General features: G+C 56.3%; 23 protein-coding genes. 18 read left to right on the top strand and 5 right to left on the bottom strand.

Translation table 11 applies throughout. The annotated features are described in order from the left end of the window. The first annotated feature begins 10 nt into the window (after positions 1-10). The 11 genes from Q1A20_RS21750 (at position 11) to Q1A20_RS26170 (ending at position 8,250) form a co-directional block, all read left to right on the top strand. Positions 11-382, top strand: a complete 372-nt coding sequence (locus Q1A20_RS21750; protein ID WP_299409926.1) for a hypothetical protein — start codon at positions 11-13, stop codon at positions 380-382. 4 nt (positions 383-386) lie between these two features. After that, positions 387-1,664, top strand: coding sequence for an aromatic ring-hydroxylating dioxygenase subunit alpha (locus tag Q1A20_RS21745; RefSeq protein ID WP_299918690.1), 1,278 nt, complete (start codon positions 387-389; stop codon positions 1,662-1,664). Then, positions 1,657-2,151, top strand: a complete 495-nt coding sequence (locus tag Q1A20_RS21740; RefSeq protein WP_299409921.1) for an aromatic-ring-hydroxylating dioxygenase subunit beta — start codon at positions 1,657-1,659, stop codon at positions 2,149-2,151. The genes Q1A20_RS21745 and Q1A20_RS21740 overlap by 8 nt, the downstream gene beginning before the upstream one ends. Further along, complete coding sequence (locus Q1A20_RS21735; RefSeq protein WP_299918687.1) at positions 2,151-2,912, top strand: SDR family oxidoreductase; 762 nt, start codon at positions 2,151-2,153, stop codon at positions 2,910-2,912. The genes Q1A20_RS21740 and Q1A20_RS21735 overlap by 1 nt, the downstream gene beginning before the upstream one ends. Positions 2,913-2,922: 10 nt before the next feature. Continuing rightward, on the top strand, positions 2,923-3,879 hold the full coding sequence (locus Q1A20_RS21730) for a PDR/VanB family oxidoreductase (RefSeq protein WP_299409917.1): 957 nt from the start codon (positions 2,923-2,925) through the stop codon (positions 3,877-3,879). Between the two features lie 11 nt (positions 3,880-3,890). Then, positions 3,891-4,391, top strand: coding sequence for a flavin reductase (locus Q1A20_RS21725; protein ID WP_299918685.1), 501 nt, complete (start codon positions 3,891-3,893; stop codon positions 4,389-4,391). Between the two features lie 143 nt (positions 4,392-4,534). Next, positions 4,535-5,554, top strand: a complete 1,020-nt coding sequence (locus Q1A20_RS21720; protein WP_299409912.1) for a TRAP transporter substrate-binding protein — start codon at positions 4,535-4,537, stop codon at positions 5,552-5,554. Then, positions 5,551-6,054 carry a TRAP transporter small permease gene (locus Q1A20_RS21715; RefSeq protein WP_299409910.1) on the top strand — a complete coding sequence of 168 codons (504 nt, stop codon included), beginning with the start codon at positions 5,551-5,553 and terminating at the stop codon, positions 6,052-6,054. The genes Q1A20_RS21720 and Q1A20_RS21715 overlap by 4 nt, the downstream gene beginning before the upstream one ends. Continuing rightward, complete coding sequence (locus Q1A20_RS21710) at positions 6,047-7,333, top strand: TRAP transporter large permease (RefSeq protein WP_299409907.1); 1,287 nt, start codon at positions 6,047-6,049, stop codon at positions 7,331-7,333. Before Q1A20_RS21715 ends, Q1A20_RS21710 begins: the two co-directional genes overlap by 8 nt. Before the next feature lie 26 nt (positions 7,334-7,359). Beyond that, on the top strand, positions 7,360-7,953 hold the full coding sequence (locus Q1A20_RS21705) for a MarR family winged helix-turn-helix transcriptional regulator (protein WP_299918682.1): 594 nt from the start codon (positions 7,360-7,362) through the stop codon (positions 7,951-7,953). 21 nt (positions 7,954-7,974) lie between these two features. Beyond that, positions 7,975-8,250 carry a VOC family protein gene (locus Q1A20_RS26170; protein WP_367180954.1) on the top strand — a complete coding sequence of 92 codons (276 nt, stop codon included), beginning with the start codon at positions 7,975-7,977 and terminating at the stop codon, positions 8,248-8,250. Between the two features lie 358 nt (positions 8,251-8,608). Here Q1A20_RS26170 and Q1A20_RS21700 read toward each other — a convergent pair whose 3' ends face one another. Further along, on the bottom strand, positions 8,609-9,514 hold the full coding sequence (locus Q1A20_RS21700; RefSeq protein ID WP_299918679.1) for an AraC family transcriptional regulator: 906 nt from the start codon (positions 9,512-9,514) through the stop codon (positions 8,609-8,611). 103 nt (positions 9,515-9,617) lie between these two features. On the opposite strand from Q1A20_RS21700, the gene Q1A20_RS21695 reads away from it, so the two are divergent. Further along, positions 9,618-10,367, top strand: a complete 750-nt coding sequence (locus Q1A20_RS21695; protein WP_299918676.1) for an SDR family oxidoreductase — start codon at positions 9,618-9,620, stop codon at positions 10,365-10,367. A 57-nt stretch (positions 10,368-10,424) separates the two neighbouring features. On the opposite strand, the gene Q1A20_RS21690 is transcribed toward Q1A20_RS21695, so the two are convergent. Next, positions 10,425-11,060 (bottom strand): TetR/AcrR family transcriptional regulator, encoded by a 636-nt coding sequence (locus Q1A20_RS21690; protein ID WP_299409897.1) that lies wholly within the window; start codon positions 11,058-11,060, stop codon positions 10,425-10,427. 58 nt (positions 11,061-11,118) lie between these two features. Here Q1A20_RS21690 and Q1A20_RS21685 point away from each other — a divergent pair, with 58 nt between their 5' ends. The 3 genes from Q1A20_RS21685 to Q1A20_RS21675 are packed head-to-tail and all read left to right on the top strand — an operon-like array spanning position 11,119 to position 13,184. Then, a complete protein-coding gene (locus Q1A20_RS21685; protein ID WP_299409894.1) occupies positions 11,119-11,574 on the top strand; it encodes a nuclear transport factor 2 family protein in 456 nt (151 codons plus the stop codon). Then, the gene (locus Q1A20_RS21680; RefSeq protein ID WP_299918674.1) at positions 11,567-12,415 is read left to right on the top strand and encodes an ergot alkaloid biosynthesis protein; all 849 of its coding nucleotides are present in this window, start codon (positions 11,567-11,569) and stop codon (positions 12,413-12,415) included. The genes Q1A20_RS21685 and Q1A20_RS21680 overlap by 8 nt, the downstream gene beginning before the upstream one ends. A 28-nt stretch (positions 12,416-12,443) precedes the next feature. After that, the gene (locus Q1A20_RS21675) at positions 12,444-13,184 is read left to right on the top strand and encodes an SDR family oxidoreductase (protein ID WP_299409889.1); all 741 of its coding nucleotides are present in this window, start codon (positions 12,444-12,446) and stop codon (positions 13,182-13,184) included. 307 nt (positions 13,185-13,491) lie between these two features. Here Q1A20_RS21675 and Q1A20_RS21670 read toward each other — a convergent pair whose 3' ends face one another. Continuing rightward, the gene (locus Q1A20_RS21670; RefSeq protein ID WP_298975826.1) at positions 13,492-13,698 is read right to left on the bottom strand and encodes a ParD-like family protein; all 207 of its coding nucleotides are present in this window, start codon (positions 13,696-13,698) and stop codon (positions 13,492-13,494) included. Positions 13,699-13,779: 81 nt separating this feature from the next. Here Q1A20_RS21670 and map point away from each other — a divergent pair, with 81 nt between their 5' ends. Then, entirely contained in the window at positions 13,780-14,634 is an 855-nt protein-coding gene (map, locus tag Q1A20_RS21665) for a type I methionyl aminopeptidase (RefSeq protein ID WP_299918671.1), read from the top strand. A gap of 141 nt (positions 14,635-14,775) precedes the next feature. On the opposite strand, the gene Q1A20_RS21660 is transcribed toward map, so the two are convergent. Next, positions 14,776-15,804: an aldo/keto reductase gene (locus Q1A20_RS21660; protein ID WP_299918668.1), complete on the bottom strand. Its 1,029-nt coding sequence runs from the start codon at positions 15,802-15,804 to the stop codon at positions 14,776-14,778. A gap of 170 nt (positions 15,805-15,974) precedes the next feature. Here Q1A20_RS21660 and Q1A20_RS21655 point away from each other — a divergent pair, with 170 nt between their 5' ends. Together Q1A20_RS21655 and Q1A20_RS21650 are read left to right on the top strand one after the other, a co-directional pair. Beyond that, positions 15,975-16,880, top strand: a complete 906-nt coding sequence (locus Q1A20_RS21655; RefSeq protein WP_299918665.1) for an AraC family transcriptional regulator — start codon at positions 15,975-15,977, stop codon at positions 16,878-16,880. A 231-nt stretch (positions 16,881-17,111) separates the two neighbouring features. Continuing rightward, entirely contained in the window at positions 17,112-18,191 is a 1,080-nt protein-coding gene (locus Q1A20_RS21650) for an alpha/beta fold hydrolase (RefSeq protein WP_299409876.1), read from the top strand. A 220-nt stretch (positions 18,192-18,411) separates the two neighbouring features. Here the strand turns inward: Q1A20_RS21650 and Q1A20_RS21645 are convergent, their stop codons facing one another. Then, positions 18,412-19,623, bottom strand: coding sequence for an MFS transporter (locus Q1A20_RS21645; RefSeq protein ID WP_299409874.1), 1,212 nt, complete (start codon positions 19,621-19,623; stop codon positions 18,412-18,414). Positions 19,624-19,839 lie beyond the last annotated feature (216 nt).

Here is a 19,839-nt window from a genome sequence, read left to right as displayed (position 1 = left end):
AACGATGACAATGGCTGACAAAACGCCACTGCGCACGCTGCTGTGCTTCAACAACCACCAGACATTCTTTGATCTGCCCTTTGACCAGATCGGCACGGTCTGGAAAGCCACACAAGAGCTGATGATGGGCATCGACCAGATGGAAGGTGTCGAGATCGTCGGCACCTTTGACGATGACCAGACCATGGTCGGCGCCTCGCAGGGCTTTCCCTTCACCTGGTACATTCTGGCCGACTTCCCTGATCGCGAGGCCGTTCAGGCAGCCTGCAACCTGCTGCGCACCATTACCGTCGCCGATCAGAACGAACGCCTTTGGAAATACATGACAGTCGAGGCCCGCATGGGCCGCGCTCTCGAAATCCCCCAACAACACAGGAGCTGAAGACATGTCTCTCGATACGCCAAGATTCAGTGATCTCGACGCGCTCTACAGCGACGATGCAGAAGTTGCGACCTCGATGTACGAAGATCCTGAGCTCTTCAAAGAAGAGATGGAAAAGATCTTCAAACGCACCTGGGTGTTTGTCGCGCACGAAAGTGAATTGCCAGACAAGGGCTCATTCAAGCTGTCCAATGTCGGGCTCGACCCGGTTATTGTTGTGCGCGATCGCAAGGGCAAGCTCCACTGCATGGTCAACCGCTGTCGTCACCGCGCCGCCACAGTTTGCGAGGTGAAGAAGGGCAAGACATCTTCCTTCCAATGCCCCTATCACGGCTGGGGTTATGGCCTCGACGGATCGTTACGCGCCCTGCCCTACCCCGAGCAATACGGCGACGACTTCGACAAATCGCAGCACGGTCTGCTGAAGCTACGCACCGAGGCCTATGGCGGCATGGTTTTTGCCACCTTCAACGACGATGTCGAACCACTGGTCGATTTCCTTGGCCCCGAGGTCTGCAAATACATCCACCTGTTCAACAAGCAGGGCGGCGGTTTCCCCGTCAAGGTGCTCGGCGAACACCAGTTCTCGGTGCCAATGAACTGGAAAGTGCAACTGGAAAACACCACTGACGCGTATCACTTTCCGGTGGTGCACAAGTCCTTCATGCAGACCCTGGATGAGAAGACGGAAGACCTGTTCGACTTCATGGAGAAGAACGAAGGCTGGGTCGAGGATCTGGGCAACGGCCACTCCATCTTGATGATGATGCCGAGCCGTGCCGATCTGGACGAGCGTCTTGATGATCCCATCGAGCCGCGCTTTGAAGAGCTGGCCGAAGAGATCCGCGAGGAAGGTTTCAGCGAAGAGCAGGTCAAGAAAATCGTGCTGGCCGTGGGTGGCCCCGGCTTCAACATGAATCTCTTCCCAAACGTATCGCTTTCGCTGTCTTTCTTCCGAGTGCTGACGCCAGTAGCCGTGGACAAGACAGATATCCGCCACATTGCGCTTGGCATGGATGGCGGACCGGAAATCGCCAACCAGACGCGCATGCGTCTGCACGAGCATTTCCAAGGCCCGATGGGCTTTGGTTCGCCTGACGACGCAGAAGTGTGGGAACGCGTTCAGCGCGGCACTCAGGGCGGTGAAGATCTGAAAATCCTCGTGAATCGCGGCCTGGTGGATGAGGAGCCGGGCGTCGCCGGTCCTCGCGGTCACATCAGTGCGGAAACCGGTATGCGCGCCGCCTACCAGATGTGGAAACGGATGATGAGCGATGAATAAGATGACTGACATAGACACCAAAGCACTTCTGGCCGATGTCACGGAATTCCTGTGGCATGAAGCCGATCTCCTGGATGCTCGCGAGTATCAGGCATGGCTTGCTCTATGGGATCCCGAAGGTCTCTACATCATGCCCATCGGCGAAGGCGATGACTACGCCAACCAGCTCAACCTGTGCCACGACAACGACAAGATGCGCCGTATGCGCGTTGATCGGTTCGAGCGCGGTTTCTCGATCTCTTCGGCCCCGCCCGCGGTCACAGTACGCACAATCAGCCGCATCGTAATCGACAGCGCCAAAGGCGACGAGATCAAGGTGCGAGCGGCAGAGCATCTGGTTGAGGACAAGTTTGGCCGTCAGCGGATCTGGGCAGGCAATGCTTTTTACACTCTGATCAAGACAGAAGACGGGTTCAAGCTACACCAAAAGGTGGTGAGGCTCCTGAACTCTGATGGGGCGCTGAATTCATTCAGCTATCTGTTCTAATGGCCGCCCCTCTGCCCGAGGCCATCCAGACAGCCGTGGTGACAGGTGGAGCGCGCGGATTCGGCGCCACCATCTGCCGCGCCCTGCACAAAGAGGGGTTTCGGATCATAATCACCGATGTTGACCCAGGGCCAGAAGCCAGTGCGCTGGCATCCGAGCTGGACCTTGCCGGTAAGACCTGCATGACCGCAACGCTGGATATCGCCGACGCGCAGAACTGGAAATACGTGCTAGACGAATGCACCGAGCGTTACGGTTCTGTCGAGGTGCTGGTCAACAATGCTGCCTGCACCGAAGCGCAGCCCGTGCTGGACATAGACCCGGCCAAGTTTAACGAGATCATGGCCGTCAACGCCGGCGGCACCTTTGCCGGGTGCCAGATCTTTGGCCGTCATTTTCGCGATCGTGGCTATGGGCGCATCGTCAACCTTGCCTCTCTGGCGGGTCAAAACGGTGGTACGGCGACTGGCGCGCACTATGCGGCGTCCAAGGGTGCAATCCTGACCCTGACCAAAGTCTTCGCCCGCGACCTCGCGCCTTTTGGCGTAACCTGCAACGCCATTGCGCCAGGACCAATGGACACCCCCATGGTGCATGCGGTTCTGGGCGACGATCTCGACAAGGCGCTGGCCAACATTCCAACCGGAAATCTTGGTGATCCGGAGTTCGTAGCCGAGATGGTCGCGATGCTCTGCACGACGCGCTCCGCTTTCGTCACCGGCGCATGCTGGGACGTGAACGGTGGCCTATACATGCGATGAGGCAAGACCGATGAGCGACTCTCAGACCTATAAGGTGATCCGCCGCGAAAACGACCGCGGCGACATTGCGCGCATCCAGCTGGTGCCTGAAAACGGCGCAGCCTTGCCTGCCTTCACCGCAGGCGCGCATCTGGATATCTACCTGCCGGATGTGGACATGTGGCGGCAATATTCGCTGTGCTCAGACCCGGCCAACACCGATTACTTCGAGATTGGCGTGCTCAAGGATCCCAATTCGCGCGGCGGTTCCAAGGCTGTGCACCGGCTGGCAGTGGAGGGCGCGCAGCTCAAGATCGAAGGGCCACGCAATCACTTTCCGCTGGACGAGACAGCGACAAAAACTGTCCTGCTGGGCGGCGGTATCGGTGTGACGCCCATGATCGCCATGGCTGACCGGCTGCACTCCTTAGGTAAGGATTTCGTCTTTCACTACTGCACGCGCTCTGCCTCTGTGACCGCCTTCAAGGACAAGCTGACACAGGCGCCGTACGCGGATCGGGTCATGATCCATCACGACGATCTGGACGAGGCGCAGCGGCTGGATCTGACCCGCGACATACCTGCGCCGGATGCCAACACGCACCTCTATGTCTGCGGGCCGCAGGGTTTCATGGATTGGGTCATCGGCACCGCCGAGGCTGCTGGCCATGCCACCGCCAATGTTCACCGCGAATACTTCTCGTCCGATGTGGATACGGTCGGCGACAGCTTTGAGGTCGAATGTGCCCAAAGCGGCATCACCGTTCAAATCGGCCCCACAGACACCATCGCCAAGGCGCTGGCGCAACAAGGTATCAGGATCGAGGTCAAATGCGAGGAGGGCGTCTGTGGCACCTGCATCACCGACGTACTTGAAGGCGAGATCGATCACCGCGACCAGTTCCTGACCGAAGAGGAACGAAATGACATGGATCAGATGTGTGCCTGTTGCTCGCGCGGCAAGGGCAAGCTGGTTCTGGATATCTAAAGGGGTGTCAAATGGAACTGTCGAAAATCCAGATGGAATTCCGCGAAGGTATGAGCCGGATGGGGGCTGCCGTGAACCTGATCACCACCGATGGTGTGATGGGCAAACACGGTCTTGTGGCCTCAGCCGTTTGCTCGGTGACGGATGCTCCACCTACGCTTCTGGTCTGCGTGAACCGCAATGCGTTTGTACATGACAAGCTGCTGCGCAATGGCGTGCTTTGCGTCAACGTCTTGACCGCCTATCATCAGGACCTGTGCGATGTCTTCGCCCGCTATGTCGAAGGCGTAGACCGGTTTGCACATGGCGATTGGCTGACGTTTTCGACCGGATCCCCGGTTCTCAGTGACGCCAATGTCGCCTTTGACTGCCGGATCGGGACCGTTCTGGAACAGGGTTCCCATTCGGTCATGTTCTGCGAAATCAAAGATGTGCATTTGGCTCAGAACCTTGATCGGGGCTTGGTTTATTTCAGCCGCGACTATCACAAGCTGGAGATCGGAGTCGCCTAAAATTCAGGCTTTACAGCGCGGTATCGGATGATACCCGCCTGCGTCTTGTCCCGGTGCCGGGCCAAAATCACACTTCAGCCACACCAAAAATCAGCCGAACCGCCGTTTTTCGAACGTGGTTGCCATTCAACAGGGAGATATCAATGAAAAACTTCTCATACGCAGTTGTCGGTGCTGTTGCGTGCACTGTCCTTTCCGCCAGTGCGGCCTTCGCGGACACGGCTTTGACGTTGAACAGTTGGCTGCCGCCCTCGCACCCATATGTGGCTGACTTTATCGAACCGCTCGTGGCTGACATCGAAGCGGCCACGGAAGGCCGCGTGACCATAACTATGCTGCCAGCTCCGCTTGGTCCGCCGCCTGCGACCTTTGATCTGGTCAAGAACGGCGTCGCTGACATCGGCTATACTGTTCAAGGCTACAGCCCAGGCCGCTTCAAGACCTCGGCCATCGCCGAAATGCCATTCCTGAGCGATGACGCCGTCGTGACCTCGGTCGCGTTTCAGCGTGTGCACGACGCCATGTTGGAAGAGGCCGGTGAATATCAAGGTGTCAAGGTGATGGCCGTGCACACGCACGGCCCCGGGCATATCTTCTCGACCCGCGAAATTTCCAGCCTTGACGATCTGGGCGGCCAAAAGCTGCGTACCGGGTCCGTTGTAGCGCATGATTTGGCCCAATCCTTTGACGCTGTACCGGTCGAAGGCCCCTCGTCGAAATCCTACGAGTTGCTCAGCCAGAAAGTCGCTGACGGCATCATGTTCCCTTCGGAGTCGGTGCAGTTCTTCCGTCTGGGCGATCTGCTGTCCACCGCCTTCATGGCGGATGGCGGCATCTACAACACCGCCTTCATGGTCGTGATGAACAAAAACAAGTGGAACCAGATTTCCGAAGCAGATCGCGCCCTGATCGAACCGCTTTTGGGCGAGGCACTGGCCATACGCGCGGGCGAGATGTGGAACCGCGCCGATGCGTCCGCCAACGAAACTCTGGGCGGCCAGTTGCAGACTTACAAGGCCACGGCTGAGGATATCACGGCGCTCAAATCCCGCTTTGCACCTGTAATCGAAGCCAACGTGGCACTGGCAAGCGAGGCCGGCATTGACGGAGAAGCAGCCTATGACATGCTGTTGGCTGAGATCGAGAAGCTGAGCGCTCAATGAGCCTTTTCGTCCAGGACGGCGCAACCGGCAAGCATGCATACCGGTTGCGCATCGTCATCGCCTGTATTTGCGCGGTCTGTCTTATCGCCATGATGTGCCTGACAGTTGCGGATGTTCTGGGCCGCTACATCATGAATGCTCCCGTGCCCGGCGCTGCCGAACTGACTGAGCTTTTGCTGGCAGCGGTCGTCTTTTTGGGACTACCGGCCGCGAGTATCGACAATGATCATATCGCGGTGGATGTGTTGACCTCGCGATTTTCCGAAGCCCGCGCCCGGTTGCTGGAGATCGTGATTTCCTTTGTTTCCGCCTCGGTGCTGACAGTCGTTGGCTGGCGCATCTGGATCGTCGGACAACAGATCGCCGGGTATTCAGGAACGACACCAACCCTGAAACTGCCGCTTGCCCCCATCGCCTACGGCTCTGCCATCTTATGTGTCATCGCGGCGGTGGTCACCCTCGTCCTGGCCGCAAGTCACTGGAGAAATCGCAATGGCTGAATGGCAAATTGGCTTGTGCATCCTCTTCGCAATGCTGCTTTTGGGCGTCCCAATCGGGCTGAGCCTAACCCTTGTAGGTACCATCGGCACGGCTTCGATCATCGGATTTGAACCCTCGCTTTCGCTGCTGGGCCAGACCTATTTCGACAACGCGCGGCATTACAATCTGTCAATCCTGCCGTTGTTCTTGATGATGGGTAATTTCGTGGTGCAATCGGGTATCGCGAATGACCTTTACGCCGCTGCAAACGCCTGGCTGCGTCACCGCAAGGGTGGGTTGGCCATGGCCACGGTTGTTGCCTGTGGCGGATTTTCCTCGGTCTGCGGTTCGTCGCTTGCCACGGCATCGACCATGACCAAGATCGCTATGCCCTCGATGCGGAAATATAATTATCCGGATGGGCTTTCAACCGGTGCTATAGCTGCGGGCGGCACCCTGGGCATCCTGATCCCGCCATCGGTGATCCTGGTGTTTTACGGCATCATGACCCAGCAGGATATCGGCAAGCTGTTCCTTGCCGGTCTGGTCCCGGGGATCATTGGCGTCGTCCTTTATGTGGTGGCGGTGCGTATCTCGGTCAGCATTGGCAATATGGAGCTGGAAACGCAGCCCAAACTGCCGCTTTCCCAGAGGCTTGCTGCGCTCAAGGGTGTCCTTGGAGCATTAGGGCTTTTCGTCTTTGTGATGGGTGGCATCTATCTCGGCGTTTTCACGCCAACCGAAAGCGCAGGCATGGGGGCCGGCGGTGCCTTTTTGCTGGTGCTGCTGCAAGGGCGGCTCGGCACCTGGGATCTTCTGATCACGCTCTACGACACGGCCAAAACCACCGCCAGCATGTTCCTGATCCTGTTTGGCGCGCTGGTCTTTGCCAACTACGTCAACTTGTCAGGTATGAGCCGCGAGATCCAGACGCTGGTGGCCGGTCTGGGCAATCCGCTGACCGCGCTGATGGTGATCACGCTGATCTATATTGCCTTGGGGTGTGTGCTCGAAGGGTTGTCGATGATCACCCTGACGGTGCCAATCTTTTATCCGATTGTTGCCGGTCTGGGCTATGATCTGATCTGGTTCGGCATCTATGTGGTGATCGTTACCGAGCTCAGCTACATCACGCCCCCTGTCGGACTGAACGCCTTTGTTCTGAAATCCGTGGTCAAAGACGTCAAGCTGAGCACCATCTTCAAAGGTCTCTTTCCTTTCCTATTTGTGGACATCCTGCGTGTGATCATCGTGCTGGCCTTCCCTGGCTTGGTCCTGTTCATTCCCAACCTCATGTAGACCAAAGGAAGTCCGACGGGCGTCCGTTGCGGTCTCTTGCGGTTGCCGGTTGGACAGTTCCGGAACCTGGGTGCCTCATCTCTCACAACTTCAAAAATCACGTCAATTTTCATGTTACAAAAAGGTGCTCAATTGAATATTGTCAGGCGCAATCTGGGCGGGAGAACGACAAGGTGCCTGAAATTGACGAGGCAGAATTCAAGAAAAGCTGGCCGTTCTATTGGGTAAGCCAGATCAACGCAGCATATGAGAATGCGCTGGAAAGACGGCTCAAATATTTGGGCATCGACATTGCTCGCTGGCGCGCGTTGATGAGCCTATACGACGATGGGTATCTGTCTGTCTCAGAAATCTCGGAGCATTCCGCACAAAAACTCAATACCACCACCAAGGTCGTTCAGCGCATGGTCAAAGATGGGCTCGTCACCACACGTGTCCGGTCAACAGATCGCCGTGTGACCGAAGTAAACCTGTCTGAAAAAGGTGAAAACCTGCGCAGGGAAGCTTTCAAAGAGGCACAAGCCATCTACAACCTGGTCTTTGATGGCCAATCTGAGAAGGATGTTGAGACGCTGAATGCTGAGCTATCGCGCCTACATGAGCGTTTGAAAAAGCTCTAACCAACCGAAACAGGTCAGCAAATGAGAGGAAGCGCCGACAAGCCGCGCCACTCCCTACACCTCGCGTCTGAGCACTCTGACCGCGTCCAAATCAGCATTGCTTCTGAAGGAGGTTCGGGAACCCCGGTACCGGATACTTCGATAGAGGTCGATGATGTCGATGCCGTCTACGAACGCGCAACCTCGATGCGTTGCACTATTGAATACGAACTCACAGATGAACCTTGGGGGGTCCGCCGCTTCTTCCTATTAGACCCGGCAGGTAAGCTTCTCAGCATTCTTGCCCACAAGGACTAGCGTCGCAGGCTTGGGTCCACCGATGAACTCGGGATCAACTCAGCAACTCGCTGACGGCTCCAAATCAGTTGGACAAAGGCGGCCCATTCTTGCCGTTGACCAATGGGTCAAGATACTGCAGTCGCAGCCCGCATTGCCGCCACTCGCTGCATTTGCAAAGTTTTGAGGTGTTCAAACTACAGTCAGTGCGGACAGAGTGCCGTTTCGCTGCGCCCGCTACAATGTCTGGCCTAAAACCGAACGCGGTTCACAAGAGTGTCGCGACTATGGCTACGGCAGTCGGGTGATCGTAGGTCAGTCCAAACCTGATATGCCCCATAATCGTGCCGAGGAGACCGGAACCGAGCCGCTTGTGCCTCTAACCAGCAGCGGCCATCCTCGCGTATTCCCCCGGCGGAGCGCCGACATGACGTGCAAATGCTGTGCTGAACGCGCTCGGGGACCCATACCCTATCATGTCTGATACCTCAGCAATGCCATGATTGCCCAAGCGCAGCATGTCTTTTGCAAGCGTCATCCGCCAATTCAAAAGGTACCCCATCGGTGCGACGCCGACGATCCGACTAAATCGTGCAAAGAAAGCCGACCGCGAAAGGCCAGCTTCCCGTGCGAGTTCAGGTACCGTCCAGGGATAGTCAGGTGCCGCATGGATCGCGCGTATCGCCGCGCCGATCCGCGCGTCAGTTAGACCACTTATCAATGCAGAGGTCTTATTAGGTTGCCCCGAGGATCGGAAGGCTTCGATCAGAAGGATCTGCAGCAAATGCTCCACGACTGCATCTCGGGCCGGTCGATCCGCGCGCGCCTCGCTTTGCACCATTGTTGCCAACGCCGCCAAACGATCTTCTCCCTGCACTAGGATCATGTCGGGCAACAGCGACACCAAAAGCTCAGCATCCGGGCTGCCGAAGCTGCAATGTCCAACCAGCATTTCAACCTCTGCCGGTCCGTCCAAAGTGCCAATCCGTGTGATCCCATCCGCTCCGGCAACAGGTTGACTGACAAGCCCGACCGGGGGTGGGGGAACCAGACTGGACACAGTAAACGGGGCGATGGCGGGAATGAGAACGAAACTGCCGGCAGTCATGTTGACAGGCGCATGGCCTTCAACCTCCAGCTTAGCCTGCCCGGCCAACAGCATGCAGTAAAACACTTCGTCTACGTCATCACGGCAAACGCGGAACGGACCGGACGCATGCGCCAGTTTTGTAGAGGGCGCCTGTGGGCGCAGAAGCGAGATCACTTCGGAGAGGGGGTCTGCCATTTCGGACTCTCAGTAATAAAATATGGATATTTGATTATAGAAAATCTCATAAATTTTGACAAGATAGGAGACACCACAACAGAAACCAGAAGGAGACGACATTATGAAGACCGTATTGATCACCGGATGCTCTTCGGGCTTCGGACGTGAGACTGCCCGCCATTTCCTTGACCTAGGTTGGTCGGTTGTCGCAACAATGCGCACGCCCGATCCAACCGTGTTGCCTGCCTCCGACCACCTGCACGTTCTGCCGTTGGACGTATCTGATCCCAGCAGTATCACCCGCGCAGTTGGGGCCGTCGGGCCAATCGACGCATTAGTCAACAACGCAGGGATCGGCTGGCTCGGTGCCTTTGAGGGCACACCAGATGCAACCGTTCGCTCGCTCTTCAAGACGAACGTCTTTGGCACCTTCGAAATGATCCGGGCTGTGTTGCCACAGATGCGCGCCCAGGGCAGTGGCGTAATCGTGAACGTTTCCTCAAGCGTCACGATGAAACCGCTCCCCCTCTTGTCCGCCTATACCGCGAGTAAGGCGGCGGTGAACGCATACACGGAATGTCTAGCGCTGGAACTGGCACCGTTGGGCATCCACACGCGGTTGGTCTTGCCTGGACAAGCGCCAAGCACCAGCTTTGGCAGCAATGCACGGGCTCTTATGTCTGAAGCAAACGACACGCCCGGCGCCTATCAGGCCTTCATCGATCAGGTGATGGCGTCATTCATGGAAAACGCATCCCAAGAACCGACACATCCTTCCGATGTTGTGGAGGCCGTTTGGCGGGCTGTAACGGATGAGAATTGCCCATTCCGCGTACCCGCAGGCAGTGATGCCGTTGCTCTTGCAGCGTAAGTCAAATCAGAAAAACAGCGGTCTACGCCGCTGTTTTTCTGCGGACGCCACCTTATCTCAATCGGGTTGCGCCCCAAGTCCGACAGCAATGAAGCGCGCTATCCTGTCCAGATCTTCTCGGTGCACACGTCCGCCAGTCACAATAATTCGCCAGTACAGGATGCTTGCAAGCGCATCATTTGCCAGGTCAGCATCCACATTCTTAGGCAGTTCGCCGCGTGCGATGGCGCGCTCGACGATCATCGCCCCACGAGCGCGGCGCTCAAATTGCAATGTCGTTCGAATCTCTGTGCTAAGCACGCTTGTCCGTGCCATTTCAGCATGCAGGTCTGGCAGAATGCGCTTGATCAAAGGGTGCCTTAGAACGCGACGCAGTGAAAGCAGGGTCAGGCGCAGGTCTTCAAGCAAGGACCCGGTGTCGGGGATGGGGGTCAGGTTCAGGCCAACGGCGCTGATCAACTCAATCGCCATCTCGTGTTTCGAGGGCCAGCGGCGATAAAGCGCGGCTTTTCCTACCCCTGCCCGCTTCGCGACACGCTCCAGACTAAGTGCGCCAATCCCTGTGCGCGCCCACTCTTCAAAGAACGCCCGCGTCAGCGCATCCGTGACCGATGTCCGCATCACCGCCGCCCCGCTTGGCACCCGTGCGGACGGCTCTGCAGTAGATTTTTCGTCGGAACGGTTGCGTTCCATTCATTTACTCCCCATATGGTCGATACGTTACCGTTCCATCGAAAAAGGAGACTTGTCAATGACTGTTGAGCAAACCCGTTTTGAGGGTCTCACTGACATATTGCGGGAAGGCCTTGGCCAGCGGATCGACCCTACCGCCGAGAGCTTTCTAGACATGTTCGCGGAGGATTGCGTGTTTGAGGCGCCTTATGCACCCCCTGGCTTCATCAGGCGCATCGACGGGCGCGACGCGTTGGCGCGCTACTTGAACGTCTTGCCTGATCTCATTCGTATCGACGATTTCTTTGACCTGCGTGTCAGCGAGATGGCCGACCGCAACAAAGTTGTTCTGGAGTTTTCCGGCAGCGGCGAAGGGCGCACTGGCGCGCCCTACGATCAGAAATGGATCTCCGTCATCGAAACGCGGGACGGAAAGATCACCTACTACGCTGATTATTGGGACCCGCGCATCACGCTTGCCGCGACCGGAGATGCCGTGCCCAAACCTGAAGGGAAGGGATTTACCCGTGCCTAACACCATCTTAGTCACCGGCGGAACCGGAACAACCGGTCGCCGCATATCCGCACAGCTTGCTGCCCGACGCCTCGACCATCGCGTCGCAACACGGCGCCCCAAAGCGGCACGCGACATTCGCTTTGATTGGAGCGATGAGACGTCTTGGCTTGCGGCGTTGGAGAGCGTTTCGAGCATTTACCTGGTCGCACCAAGCGGCGTTGCCGAACCTCTCCCCGCAATGATCCCGTTTATGGAATTGGCCATCCGCGCAGGTGTGAAACGATTTGTGCTGCTCAGCGCGTCTTCTCTGGAAGCAGGCGGGCCGATGATGGGCGCTGTTCATGCCTGGTTGCGCGATCATGCACCGGAATGGGTCGTTCTGCGCCCGACATGGTTCATGCAGAATTTTTTGGAAGGGCAGCTACTTGCGCCAATTCGTGATCAAAGCGCAATCCATACCGCGACCGGTCGCGGTAGGGTCGGCTTCATCGACGCCGAAGATATCGCGGCGGTCGCCGTCGAAGCGTTGTCGCAGAACGAGTTTGCGTCCGGCGATCTTGTCCTGACCGGCCCCGCTGCACTCAGTTATGACGACGTGGCGAAAACACTGGCCGAGGTGACACAAAACCCGGTCACGCATCATAATCTCAGCGAAGCAGAGCTATCGGCACGGCACATGGCAGCAGGTTTGCCAGAAGCCTACGCCACGACGCTTGCCGCCATGGATACAAGCATTGCCCAGGGCTCAGAAGACCGGGTCACAGAGAATGTGTTCCGGGTTACTGGGCGTCAGCCATCCAGTTTGGCGGAATTTGCAACTCGTAACAAAGCGGCCTGGCGCACACAAGTCGAGGCATAAGCCATCCCAACCAATGAGGAAAACCGACATGGAAAATTCGACAAACAGAACAGCAATTGTCACCGGCGCTTCCCGTGGCATCGGTGCCGCCATCGCACAACGCCTCGCAGCCGACGGGCTGAATGTTGTTGTCAACTATGCGGGCAATCAAACCGCCGCCCAAAAAGTCGTTGACGAAATCGAGTCAGCGGGTGGGCGCGCCATCACCGCAAAAGCCGATGTCTCAGACCCAGCCGAAGTCGAGCAATTGTTCGAGGCAGCTCAAGCCGCGTTCGGCGGTGTCGATATTCTTGTGAACAACGCCGGCATTATGAAACTTGCCCCCATTGCGCAAAGCGATGATGCACTGTTTGACGGCCAAGTTGCTGTGAACCTGAAAGGTACGTTCAACACCCTGCGCGAAGCGGCTCGCCGCGTTCGAGACGGAGGCGCGATCATCAATTTCTCCTCAAGCGTGGTTGGGTTGAAACTTGAGACCTATGGGATCTATGCGGGCATCAAGGCTGCGATAGAGGTCATGACGTCAATCTTGGCCAAAGAATTGCGAGGTCGCGCGATCACTGTGAACGCGGTGGCGCCCGGACCGACAGCGACGGACCTCTTCCTCGATGGAAAGCCGCAAGAGGTCGTAGACCGGATGGCGAAAATGCCCCCGCTAGAGCGGTTGGGCACCCCCGCAGACATCGCAGGCGTCGTGGCATTCTTGACGGGTCCAGACGGTGCTTGGATCAACGGACAAACGCTGCGTGCCAATGGAGGAGTTATCTAAAGGAAACCACAGACCAGAACGGCCAAGCTCTGGGTGGCGCCAGACTGAACGGACTTACAAACTGGAGATACATCAATGAAACAGATCGATGTAAAACAAGACTACAAACGGTCAAAGTTCCTGATCATTACCATGTTGGTGCAGATCATAGTGGTGTGGATTGCCATGGGTATTTATGTGGTTTGGTTGACCTGAGTCTAACGGCTAGACAAGGCTGCATCGGTTCTCTTCCGCAGTACTGAGAAGGCATCAGATGCGGCAGGCGCCACATTGAGCTCGTGGACTTGCTATAGCGATACGTCACTGTTTATGCCGCCGCTATGTTAGATAGCTCTAGCTCCGCGTTCTTAAGTTGACGCGCAATAATCTCATTGAAGGTTTGGGTTGGGTTGGTTTCAGCCAGCATCCCAACTTTTATCCAGAACTCCGCTTGGGCGTTGATCGACCGACACATCACTGTGCTGGCCTTACGAATATCCTCATGCAGTCCGTCTTCAATCTTCACGATACCCATCGGGGAGCCTCCAATTTCGTTATACGAAGCATATACGAATCGTATATATACTTTAGATCGGCTAAACGTATAGGACGTCAAATGGACAGTTATATAAACGTCCCCGTTGCGCCCCGCGCGCAAGATGCACGCAGGACTGAAAGCATCAAACTTTATGGACCGGATGCGTTTGAGGGGATGCGTAATGCAGGTGGTTTGACTGCCGCCTGTTTGGACGGAGTGGCTGACCTTGTAACCGCCGGGATTTCCCTATCCGAGATCAATAGCTACGTGCTTGACTTCGCGGCGTCGCATAACGCAATGCCTGCGACCCTCGGCTACAAAGGCTACAAATATGCCTGCTGCACCTCTGTAAATCACGTTGTCTGTCACGGATTTCCGAATGAGAAGAAGTTGCGCGACGGTGATATTGTCAATGTCGATGTCACCCTGATCCTCGATGGCTGGTACGGCGATTCAAGCCGGATGTATTCGGTTGGTAAGCCGAAACGCGCGGCAGAACGACTTGTCCAGGTAACCCACGAAGCGATGATGCTTGGGATCAAGGCAGTACGCCCTGGCGCACGGCTCGGCGATATTGGTCATGCAATCCAAACCCATGCACAATCGGAACGCTGCTCGGTCGTGCGAGACTTTTGTGGACATGGCATTGGGCAGGTTTTTCACGACTCTCCCAACATCCTTAATTTTGGCAGGGCTGGAGAAGGTCTTGAGTTGCGTGAAGGTATGATTTTCACGGTCGAACCCATGATCAACTTGGGTCGCGGGGAGGTCAAAATGCTAGCTGATGATTGGACGGCTGTGACCCGCGATAGATCACTGTCAGCCCAGTTTGAACACTCGATAGGAGTAACAGCTGATGGCTTCGAGATATTCACGCAATCGGCCAAGGGTCTTCATGCACCCGGTGTTACACGTGAGGAAGCATCTGCTTAACGGCCCAAACCGAACTTTGAACATGTCAATCATTTCGCCAATGCAGCGTTCCAAAAGGGGACATCCGATCTAATCCAAGAATCCAGCCCTAAGCGCAGCCTGTTTGAGCGGGCCGCCAAGGCGGCCCACATTGGTTCCTTTTTACTGAAGCATATGCGACCGATATTCGCCTTGCCGCTGTATCATCCAGCCTGGGTACTCCGCTGGCAACTGTGTCACCTTGTCCAGCGCCGCAATATCCTCTGATGAAAGGGTGACCTCAACGGCACCAACGTTGTCGGCAAGCTGTTCTGGACGCTTTGCACCCAATATGACGCTTGTGACGACCTTCTGATGCAGTAGCCAGGCCAGCGCCACCTGTGGTACCGAACAGCCTTTATCCTTCGCGATAGCCCGCATCACATCGATTGCATCATAAGCCCGGTCCTTAGCGATCGGCGGGAAGTCGAAACTCACGCGACGACCTTCCGCGGTCTTTCCTTCTCGATCAAACTTACCGGAGAGAAAGCCACCTGCGAGCGGGCTCCAGACCATCAGACCGATCTGCTCAGCTTGCAGCATCGGTGCCAGTTCCCGCTCTAGGTCGCGACCGGCAACGCTGTAGTAAGCTTGCAACGACGTAATCGGCGCAAGATGCCTTGCCTCTGCAATCCCAACTGCCTTGACAATCTGCCACGCCGCCCAGTTCGAAAGGCCGAGATAACGGACATGGCCTTGCCGAACCAGCATATCCAATGCCTCAAGCGTCTCGACCATTGGCGTGGCTGGGTCGAACCCATGAATCTGATACAGGTCGACGTGATCGAGCTGCAGCCGTTTGAGGCTCGCCTTTGCCTGATCCAAAATGTGCCCACGCGAAGAGCCACACGCATTTGGCCCTTCGCCCATCGGGCCGTGGACCTTGGTGGCAATCACAACGTCGTCCCGAGCGACACCGACATTCTTCAGAGATTGCCCGAGGATCTCTTCGCTTTTTCCCGCTGCGTAGATATTGGCGGTATCGATAAAGTTAATGCCCGCATCCAAAGCTGTTTTTAGCAGGCCGTCCGCATCGTCCTGCTGGAGCTTGCCGATCTGCCCCCACATATCGTCCGATCCGCCGAACGTCATAGTGCCGAGGCAAAGTTCCGAGACAAAGAGACCGCTGTGACCGAGGCGTTTATAACGCATGATATCTTTCCTTCGTTGAAAGTGCCTGGGCCGATGCAGCCGAGGCTCGCCAAAGATATGCGACCTCACAGCTTGTTCATGCCACGCCGATCCTCGCGAAACATTGCACGATCCTCTCAAACGTCCGGGATTGGTCTGGCCACCCATGGGTGAAAAGGTAGAGTAACAGCATGACGAGCCCGCATCTTGAAACCTTGACGGAACGCGCTCTGGATCTCTGGCAGATCCACGGGCGTGAGTCCCCTCTGCCCGGTGTTTTTCTTGCCGTAGCCGAAGAACCGACGGGTCCTCTGCACGGCGTTTATCAACCCTCGCTCTGCGTTGTCCTTCAAGGGTCTAAGGTCAGCCGGGTCGGACACAGGACCTATCGCTACGACGCAGGAAAATGCCTGATTGCCTCATTGGATGTGCCGGTGCGAGCAGAAATAACCACCGCCTCAAAGGCGCGCCCCTACGCGGCCATGATCGTCAATGTCGATCCGGCGGTTGTAGCTGAGCTGTTGCTTGATCACCCCACAACGGGAACAGGTGCCGAAATCACACCTGAGGCACTCGCTGTGCATCCTCTGTCCCGTGACTTGATCGACCCGCTCGAACGGCTTTTGGCGTTGGCAAAGCGCCCCCGTGACATACCCGTCGTCGCACCGATGATACAGCGGGAAATCATATGGCAGCTTCTGAATGGCCCGCAAGCTGGCATGCTGTGCCAAGTCGGCTTGGCTGACAGCCGCGTTGCGCGCATTGGCAAATCGATTGCCTGGGTGAGGGAGAACTTCAATGAAGCTTTGAGTGTACCCCATTTGGCAATGCTCGCGGGGATGAGTCCAGCGACGTTTCACCGGCAGTTCAAGGCCGCGACCGCAATGACACCGGTTCAGTTCCAAAAGAGTTTGCGTCTTCAGGAAGCCCGGCGATTGCTCTTGTCGGGAGGGGTGGATGTGGCTCAGGTCGGTTTTGCCATTGGCTACGAAAGCCCATCGCAGTTCAGCCGCGAATACCGCCGGATGTTCGGCGCACCCCCCGGTCGCGACGGGATTCAGCTACGCAATATCGTTGCGGCAGAAAGCCACGGCTAGATTGCATCGAACGCAAACCGGCCCATAAGGGACATCCAGTAGCCAACCGCTACGCTGCGCTTTCAGCCTGCATCGCCGACATTCGCTGCGGGTGCAAGGAGGTGGCTGTTTGACTGATCTACGCAGTGGACACAGAGCAAGCTATAAACCAATCGACGCGCCAGAGGCCGCCCACTTGCGTATTGCTCAGCAGCCCCTAAATGTAAACAGCATTTACATGGAGGTGGCGCGATGCTGAAGATACGGGATTGGGTTTTGGCCTCTGCGGTCATCTTTACATTCGCCCCTATACAATCGCTTGCTCAATCCGGTCTCGAAACCACTGGTCGTGTGGTCGAGATCGAGGTTCCAGCACCCGCGCTGGAGGACAATCTTCTTGAAAGCCCTAGCATTCAGGCCGCTGCCATCTATCTTCCGCCCAGCTACGACCAGCAGCCAGATAGCCGCTTCCCGGCGGTCTATCTGCTTCATGGCATTTTTGACGATTATGGGGTCTGGACGGAGAACTTTGAGGTGCCAACCATCTTGGATCACCTCATCACAACCGGGCAAATGCCAGAGCTGATCGTGGTCATGCCCAATGGCGGCAACAAATACGGCGGAGGGTTCTACCGAAATTCACCCGTTAGCGGGAATTGGGCTGATTACATTGCTGATGATCTCGTCGGAGCCATTGATGCGCGGTTCCGGACCATCCCGGATGACGATAGCCGCGCTGTTGTGGGCCATTCAATGGGTGGCTACGGCGCGCTTCATCTTGCGATGACGCGACCAGGAGTTTTTTCCGTGGTATGGGCCCTTAGTCCTTGTTGCCTTGCAGCCAACGACGACCTGAGCTTTGGCAACGATGCTTGGCAACGGGCAGCATCGGTCAATCAGCCGGAGGATCTTCAAAAACTGATCGATAGTGGCGATTTCTATCCAATCGCTGTTCTCGGAATCGTGACGGCCTTCAGCCCTGACGCAGAAGCCGCGCCCATCTACGGTAAGTTTCCATTTGAAATCGTTCGCGGAGAGATCATCCTGAACAACGCGACCTTTGATCGATATCTTGATCAGCTGCCGGTTAGGCAAGTGCAGACAGCCCGAGACAATCTTCGCCAACTGAGTGGGTTGGCAATGGATGTCGGTCTCAATGATCAATTCTTGCATATCCCAAAGGGGACGCTTGAATTGTCGCAGCAATTTGGCAGGGAACGCATTCCACACCGTTTGGATGTCTATGCGGGTGACCATCGCGAACAGGTGAGCGAGCGCCTGGAGAATATCATTTTTCCCTGGGTCGCTGAGCGACTAATGATCACGAAATAGACAAGAGGATGGACTCATTGCAACAGTGACCTCTCTGTATCACCTCCGAACTTGGGTACGAACGGCACGGCCAAAGCGGTCATCCGCCGGTCGGTTTGGATGCTGCGGTCGCGCCCGCATTCCCGCCATTCGCTGCGAAGCGAAGTTCACCAGCACCTACCAGCGCCCGATGACCGGTTCGGGGGACATAAAGCTGCCTTAGCCGCTTCAGCAATGGATGTCAGCGTTTGGGTTGATCCAAGCCAAGTCGCGAGATCAAGATTGCCGCAATTAGAAGAATGCTGCCCCCAACAGCGAAAGGTACTCCAACGGAGGACAAAGAGACCAGGATTGCGCCTGCGAATGGTGCCGTGAGCAGGGCAATGGTGTTCGCAGCCTCGCTCAACGCAGTGACTGAACCCATTCGGTCTGGCGGAACGGTGTTTTGAAGTATGACGCGGATAGGGACAACCGCCATCGCGGATGTGATCCCTAGAACTAAAAAGAGGAGAAAAAAGAGCTGCAAGTTCAATGATGCCCCAAATAGATCAGATGCGCCTAAGACGATCAGCATCATTCCCCCGATAAAGGTGCCAATGGCGATCCATCGCTGCGGATTTCTCAGATCGGGCAAGAATGAAAACACAATCGATCCGATAACACCCCCGGCACCAACGGCAGCGAGCGCGTAGCCAAGATGCTGTTGCTCGAAACCCAAGCCCTGCGCGAGTGGAGCAATAAAGGTGTCGTAAATGAACATAGCAAAATACAGCGCGGCCATCATCAAGAGCACTGTTTTGACGATTTGCTGTGATCGAACGAACTTCAGCCCTTCTTGGACGTCACGCCATAGGCCGCTCTCAACTCTCATAACTGCGGTTTCAGGCCTCTCGATTTCTTTCAATCGCGCACAAAGCAATGCCGCGACAAGAGAGACCGTCGCATTGATCAAAAAGATGAGCGCCGGTTCAAACCAGATCAAAAACGTGCCACCGGCGCCAGGTGCAACGATCTTCGAAGCTTGATTAATACCGTGGCTTAAACCATTTGCAGACGCGCGGTCCTCCGAGCTGGACAGTACCTGGATCGCCGCCTGTTTGGCCGGAGTAAAGAAACTGTCCACCGAACTTCTGAGTGCGACAAGCAGGATCAGTGTCACCCAGTTCCCTGCGAAGAACAAAGCTCCAGTGGCGAGTGCACGTCCCACGTTACTCCAAATGAGAACGCTGCGAATAGACAACCGATCAACAAGAGCCCCTGCAAACGGACCAATGATCAGATACGGCGTTCCCATGCCCACGGCCAGAAACGCGTAGGCATAGCTTGGGGCGTCCCAGATAAATGCAAGTAGCGTCCCGATAGCCACAAAATCCAACCAGTCTGCTAAATCCGCAGGTAGCTGTGCCAACAAGAGCTTTCGCAGTTCTTCGGATTTCAATGCGATCGGGGTCATGGCACGACGGTGCCCGCAAACTTAGAAATACACAAATGCCGACATTCGCTGCAAAACAGAAACTCGGCAAACTGTGCTCATTGCGGACCTCGGTCGAGTGCAGCATCCTAACTACCAGCACAACTTGCTCAGATGAGGACGACCTTAACTGACACTCAGTTGGGTTTTTGAATACTGCGGTTGCACCCGCATTCCGGACATTCGCTGCAAGCGCAA

Source organism: uncultured Roseobacter sp. (assembly GCF_947501835.1).
Taxonomy (GTDB): Bacteria; Pseudomonadota; Alphaproteobacteria; order Rhodobacterales; family Rhodobacteraceae; genus Roseobacter.
The sequence above is the reverse complement of the archived record's forward strand: the minus strand, read 5'-3'. Positions and strand labels throughout refer to the sequence as shown.

Excerpts from the sequence above, each read along its gene's own strand:
- Q1A20_RS21750 (WP_299409926.1), top strand. The coding sequence starts at position 11 with ATGGCTGACAAAACGCCACTGCGCACGCTGCTGTGCTTCAACAACCAC.
- Q1A20_RS21745 (WP_299918690.1), top strand. The coding sequence starts at position 387 with ATGTCTCTCGATACGCCAAGATTCAGTGATCTCGACGCGCTCTACAGC.
- Q1A20_RS21740 (WP_299409921.1), top strand. The coding sequence starts at position 1,657 with ATGAATAAGATGACTGACATAGACACCAAAGCACTTCTGGCCGATGTC.
- Q1A20_RS21735 (WP_299918687.1), top strand. The coding sequence starts at position 2,151 with ATGGCCGCCCCTCTGCCCGAGGCCATCCAGACAGCCGTGGTGACAGGT.
- Q1A20_RS21730 (WP_299409917.1), top strand. The coding sequence starts at position 2,923 with ATGAGCGACTCTCAGACCTATAAGGTGATCCGCCGCGAAAACGACCGC.
- Q1A20_RS21725 (WP_299918685.1), top strand. The coding sequence starts at position 3,891 with ATGGAACTGTCGAAAATCCAGATGGAATTCCGCGAAGGTATGAGCCGG.
- Q1A20_RS21720 (WP_299409912.1), top strand. The coding sequence starts at position 4,535 with ATGAAAAACTTCTCATACGCAGTTGTCGGTGCTGTTGCGTGCACTGTC.
- Q1A20_RS21715 (WP_299409910.1), top strand. The coding sequence starts at position 5,551 with ATGAGCCTTTTCGTCCAGGACGGCGCAACCGGCAAGCATGCATACCGG.
- Q1A20_RS21710 (WP_299409907.1), top strand. The coding sequence starts at position 6,047 with ATGGCTGAATGGCAAATTGGCTTGTGCATCCTCTTCGCAATGCTGCTT.
- Q1A20_RS26170 (WP_367180954.1), top strand. The coding sequence starts at position 7,975 with ATGAGAGGAAGCGCCGACAAGCCGCGCCACTCCCTACACCTCGCGTCT.
- Q1A20_RS21700 (WP_299918679.1), bottom strand. The coding sequence starts at position 9,514 with ATGGCAGACCCCCTCTCCGAAGTGATCTCGCTTCTGCGCCCACAGGCG.
- Q1A20_RS21695 (WP_299918676.1), top strand. The coding sequence starts at position 9,618 with ATGAAGACCGTATTGATCACCGGATGCTCTTCGGGCTTCGGACGTGAG.
- Q1A20_RS21690 (WP_299409897.1), bottom strand. The coding sequence starts at position 11,060 with ATGGAACGCAACCGTTCCGACGAAAAATCTACTGCAGAGCCGTCCGCA.
- Q1A20_RS21685 (WP_299409894.1), top strand. The coding sequence starts at position 11,119 with ATGACTGTTGAGCAAACCCGTTTTGAGGGTCTCACTGACATATTGCGG.
- Q1A20_RS21675 (WP_299409889.1), top strand. The coding sequence starts at position 12,444 with ATGGAAAATTCGACAAACAGAACAGCAATTGTCACCGGCGCTTCCCGT.
- Q1A20_RS21670 (WP_298975826.1), bottom strand. The coding sequence starts at position 13,698 with ATGGGTATCGTGAAGATTGAAGACGGACTGCATGAGGATATTCGTAAG.
- map (WP_299918671.1), top strand. The coding sequence starts at position 13,780 with ATGGACAGTTATATAAACGTCCCCGTTGCGCCCCGCGCGCAAGATGCA.
- Q1A20_RS21660 (WP_299918668.1), bottom strand. The coding sequence starts at position 15,804 with ATGCGTTATAAACGCCTCGGTCACAGCGGTCTCTTTGTCTCGGAACTT.
- Q1A20_RS21655 (WP_299918665.1), top strand. The coding sequence starts at position 15,975 with ATGACGAGCCCGCATCTTGAAACCTTGACGGAACGCGCTCTGGATCTC.
- Q1A20_RS21650 (WP_299409876.1), top strand. The coding sequence starts at position 17,112 with ATGCTGAAGATACGGGATTGGGTTTTGGCCTCTGCGGTCATCTTTACA.
- Q1A20_RS21645 (WP_299409874.1), bottom strand. The coding sequence starts at position 19,623 with ATGACCCCGATCGCATTGAAATCCGAAGAACTGCGAAAGCTCTTGTTG.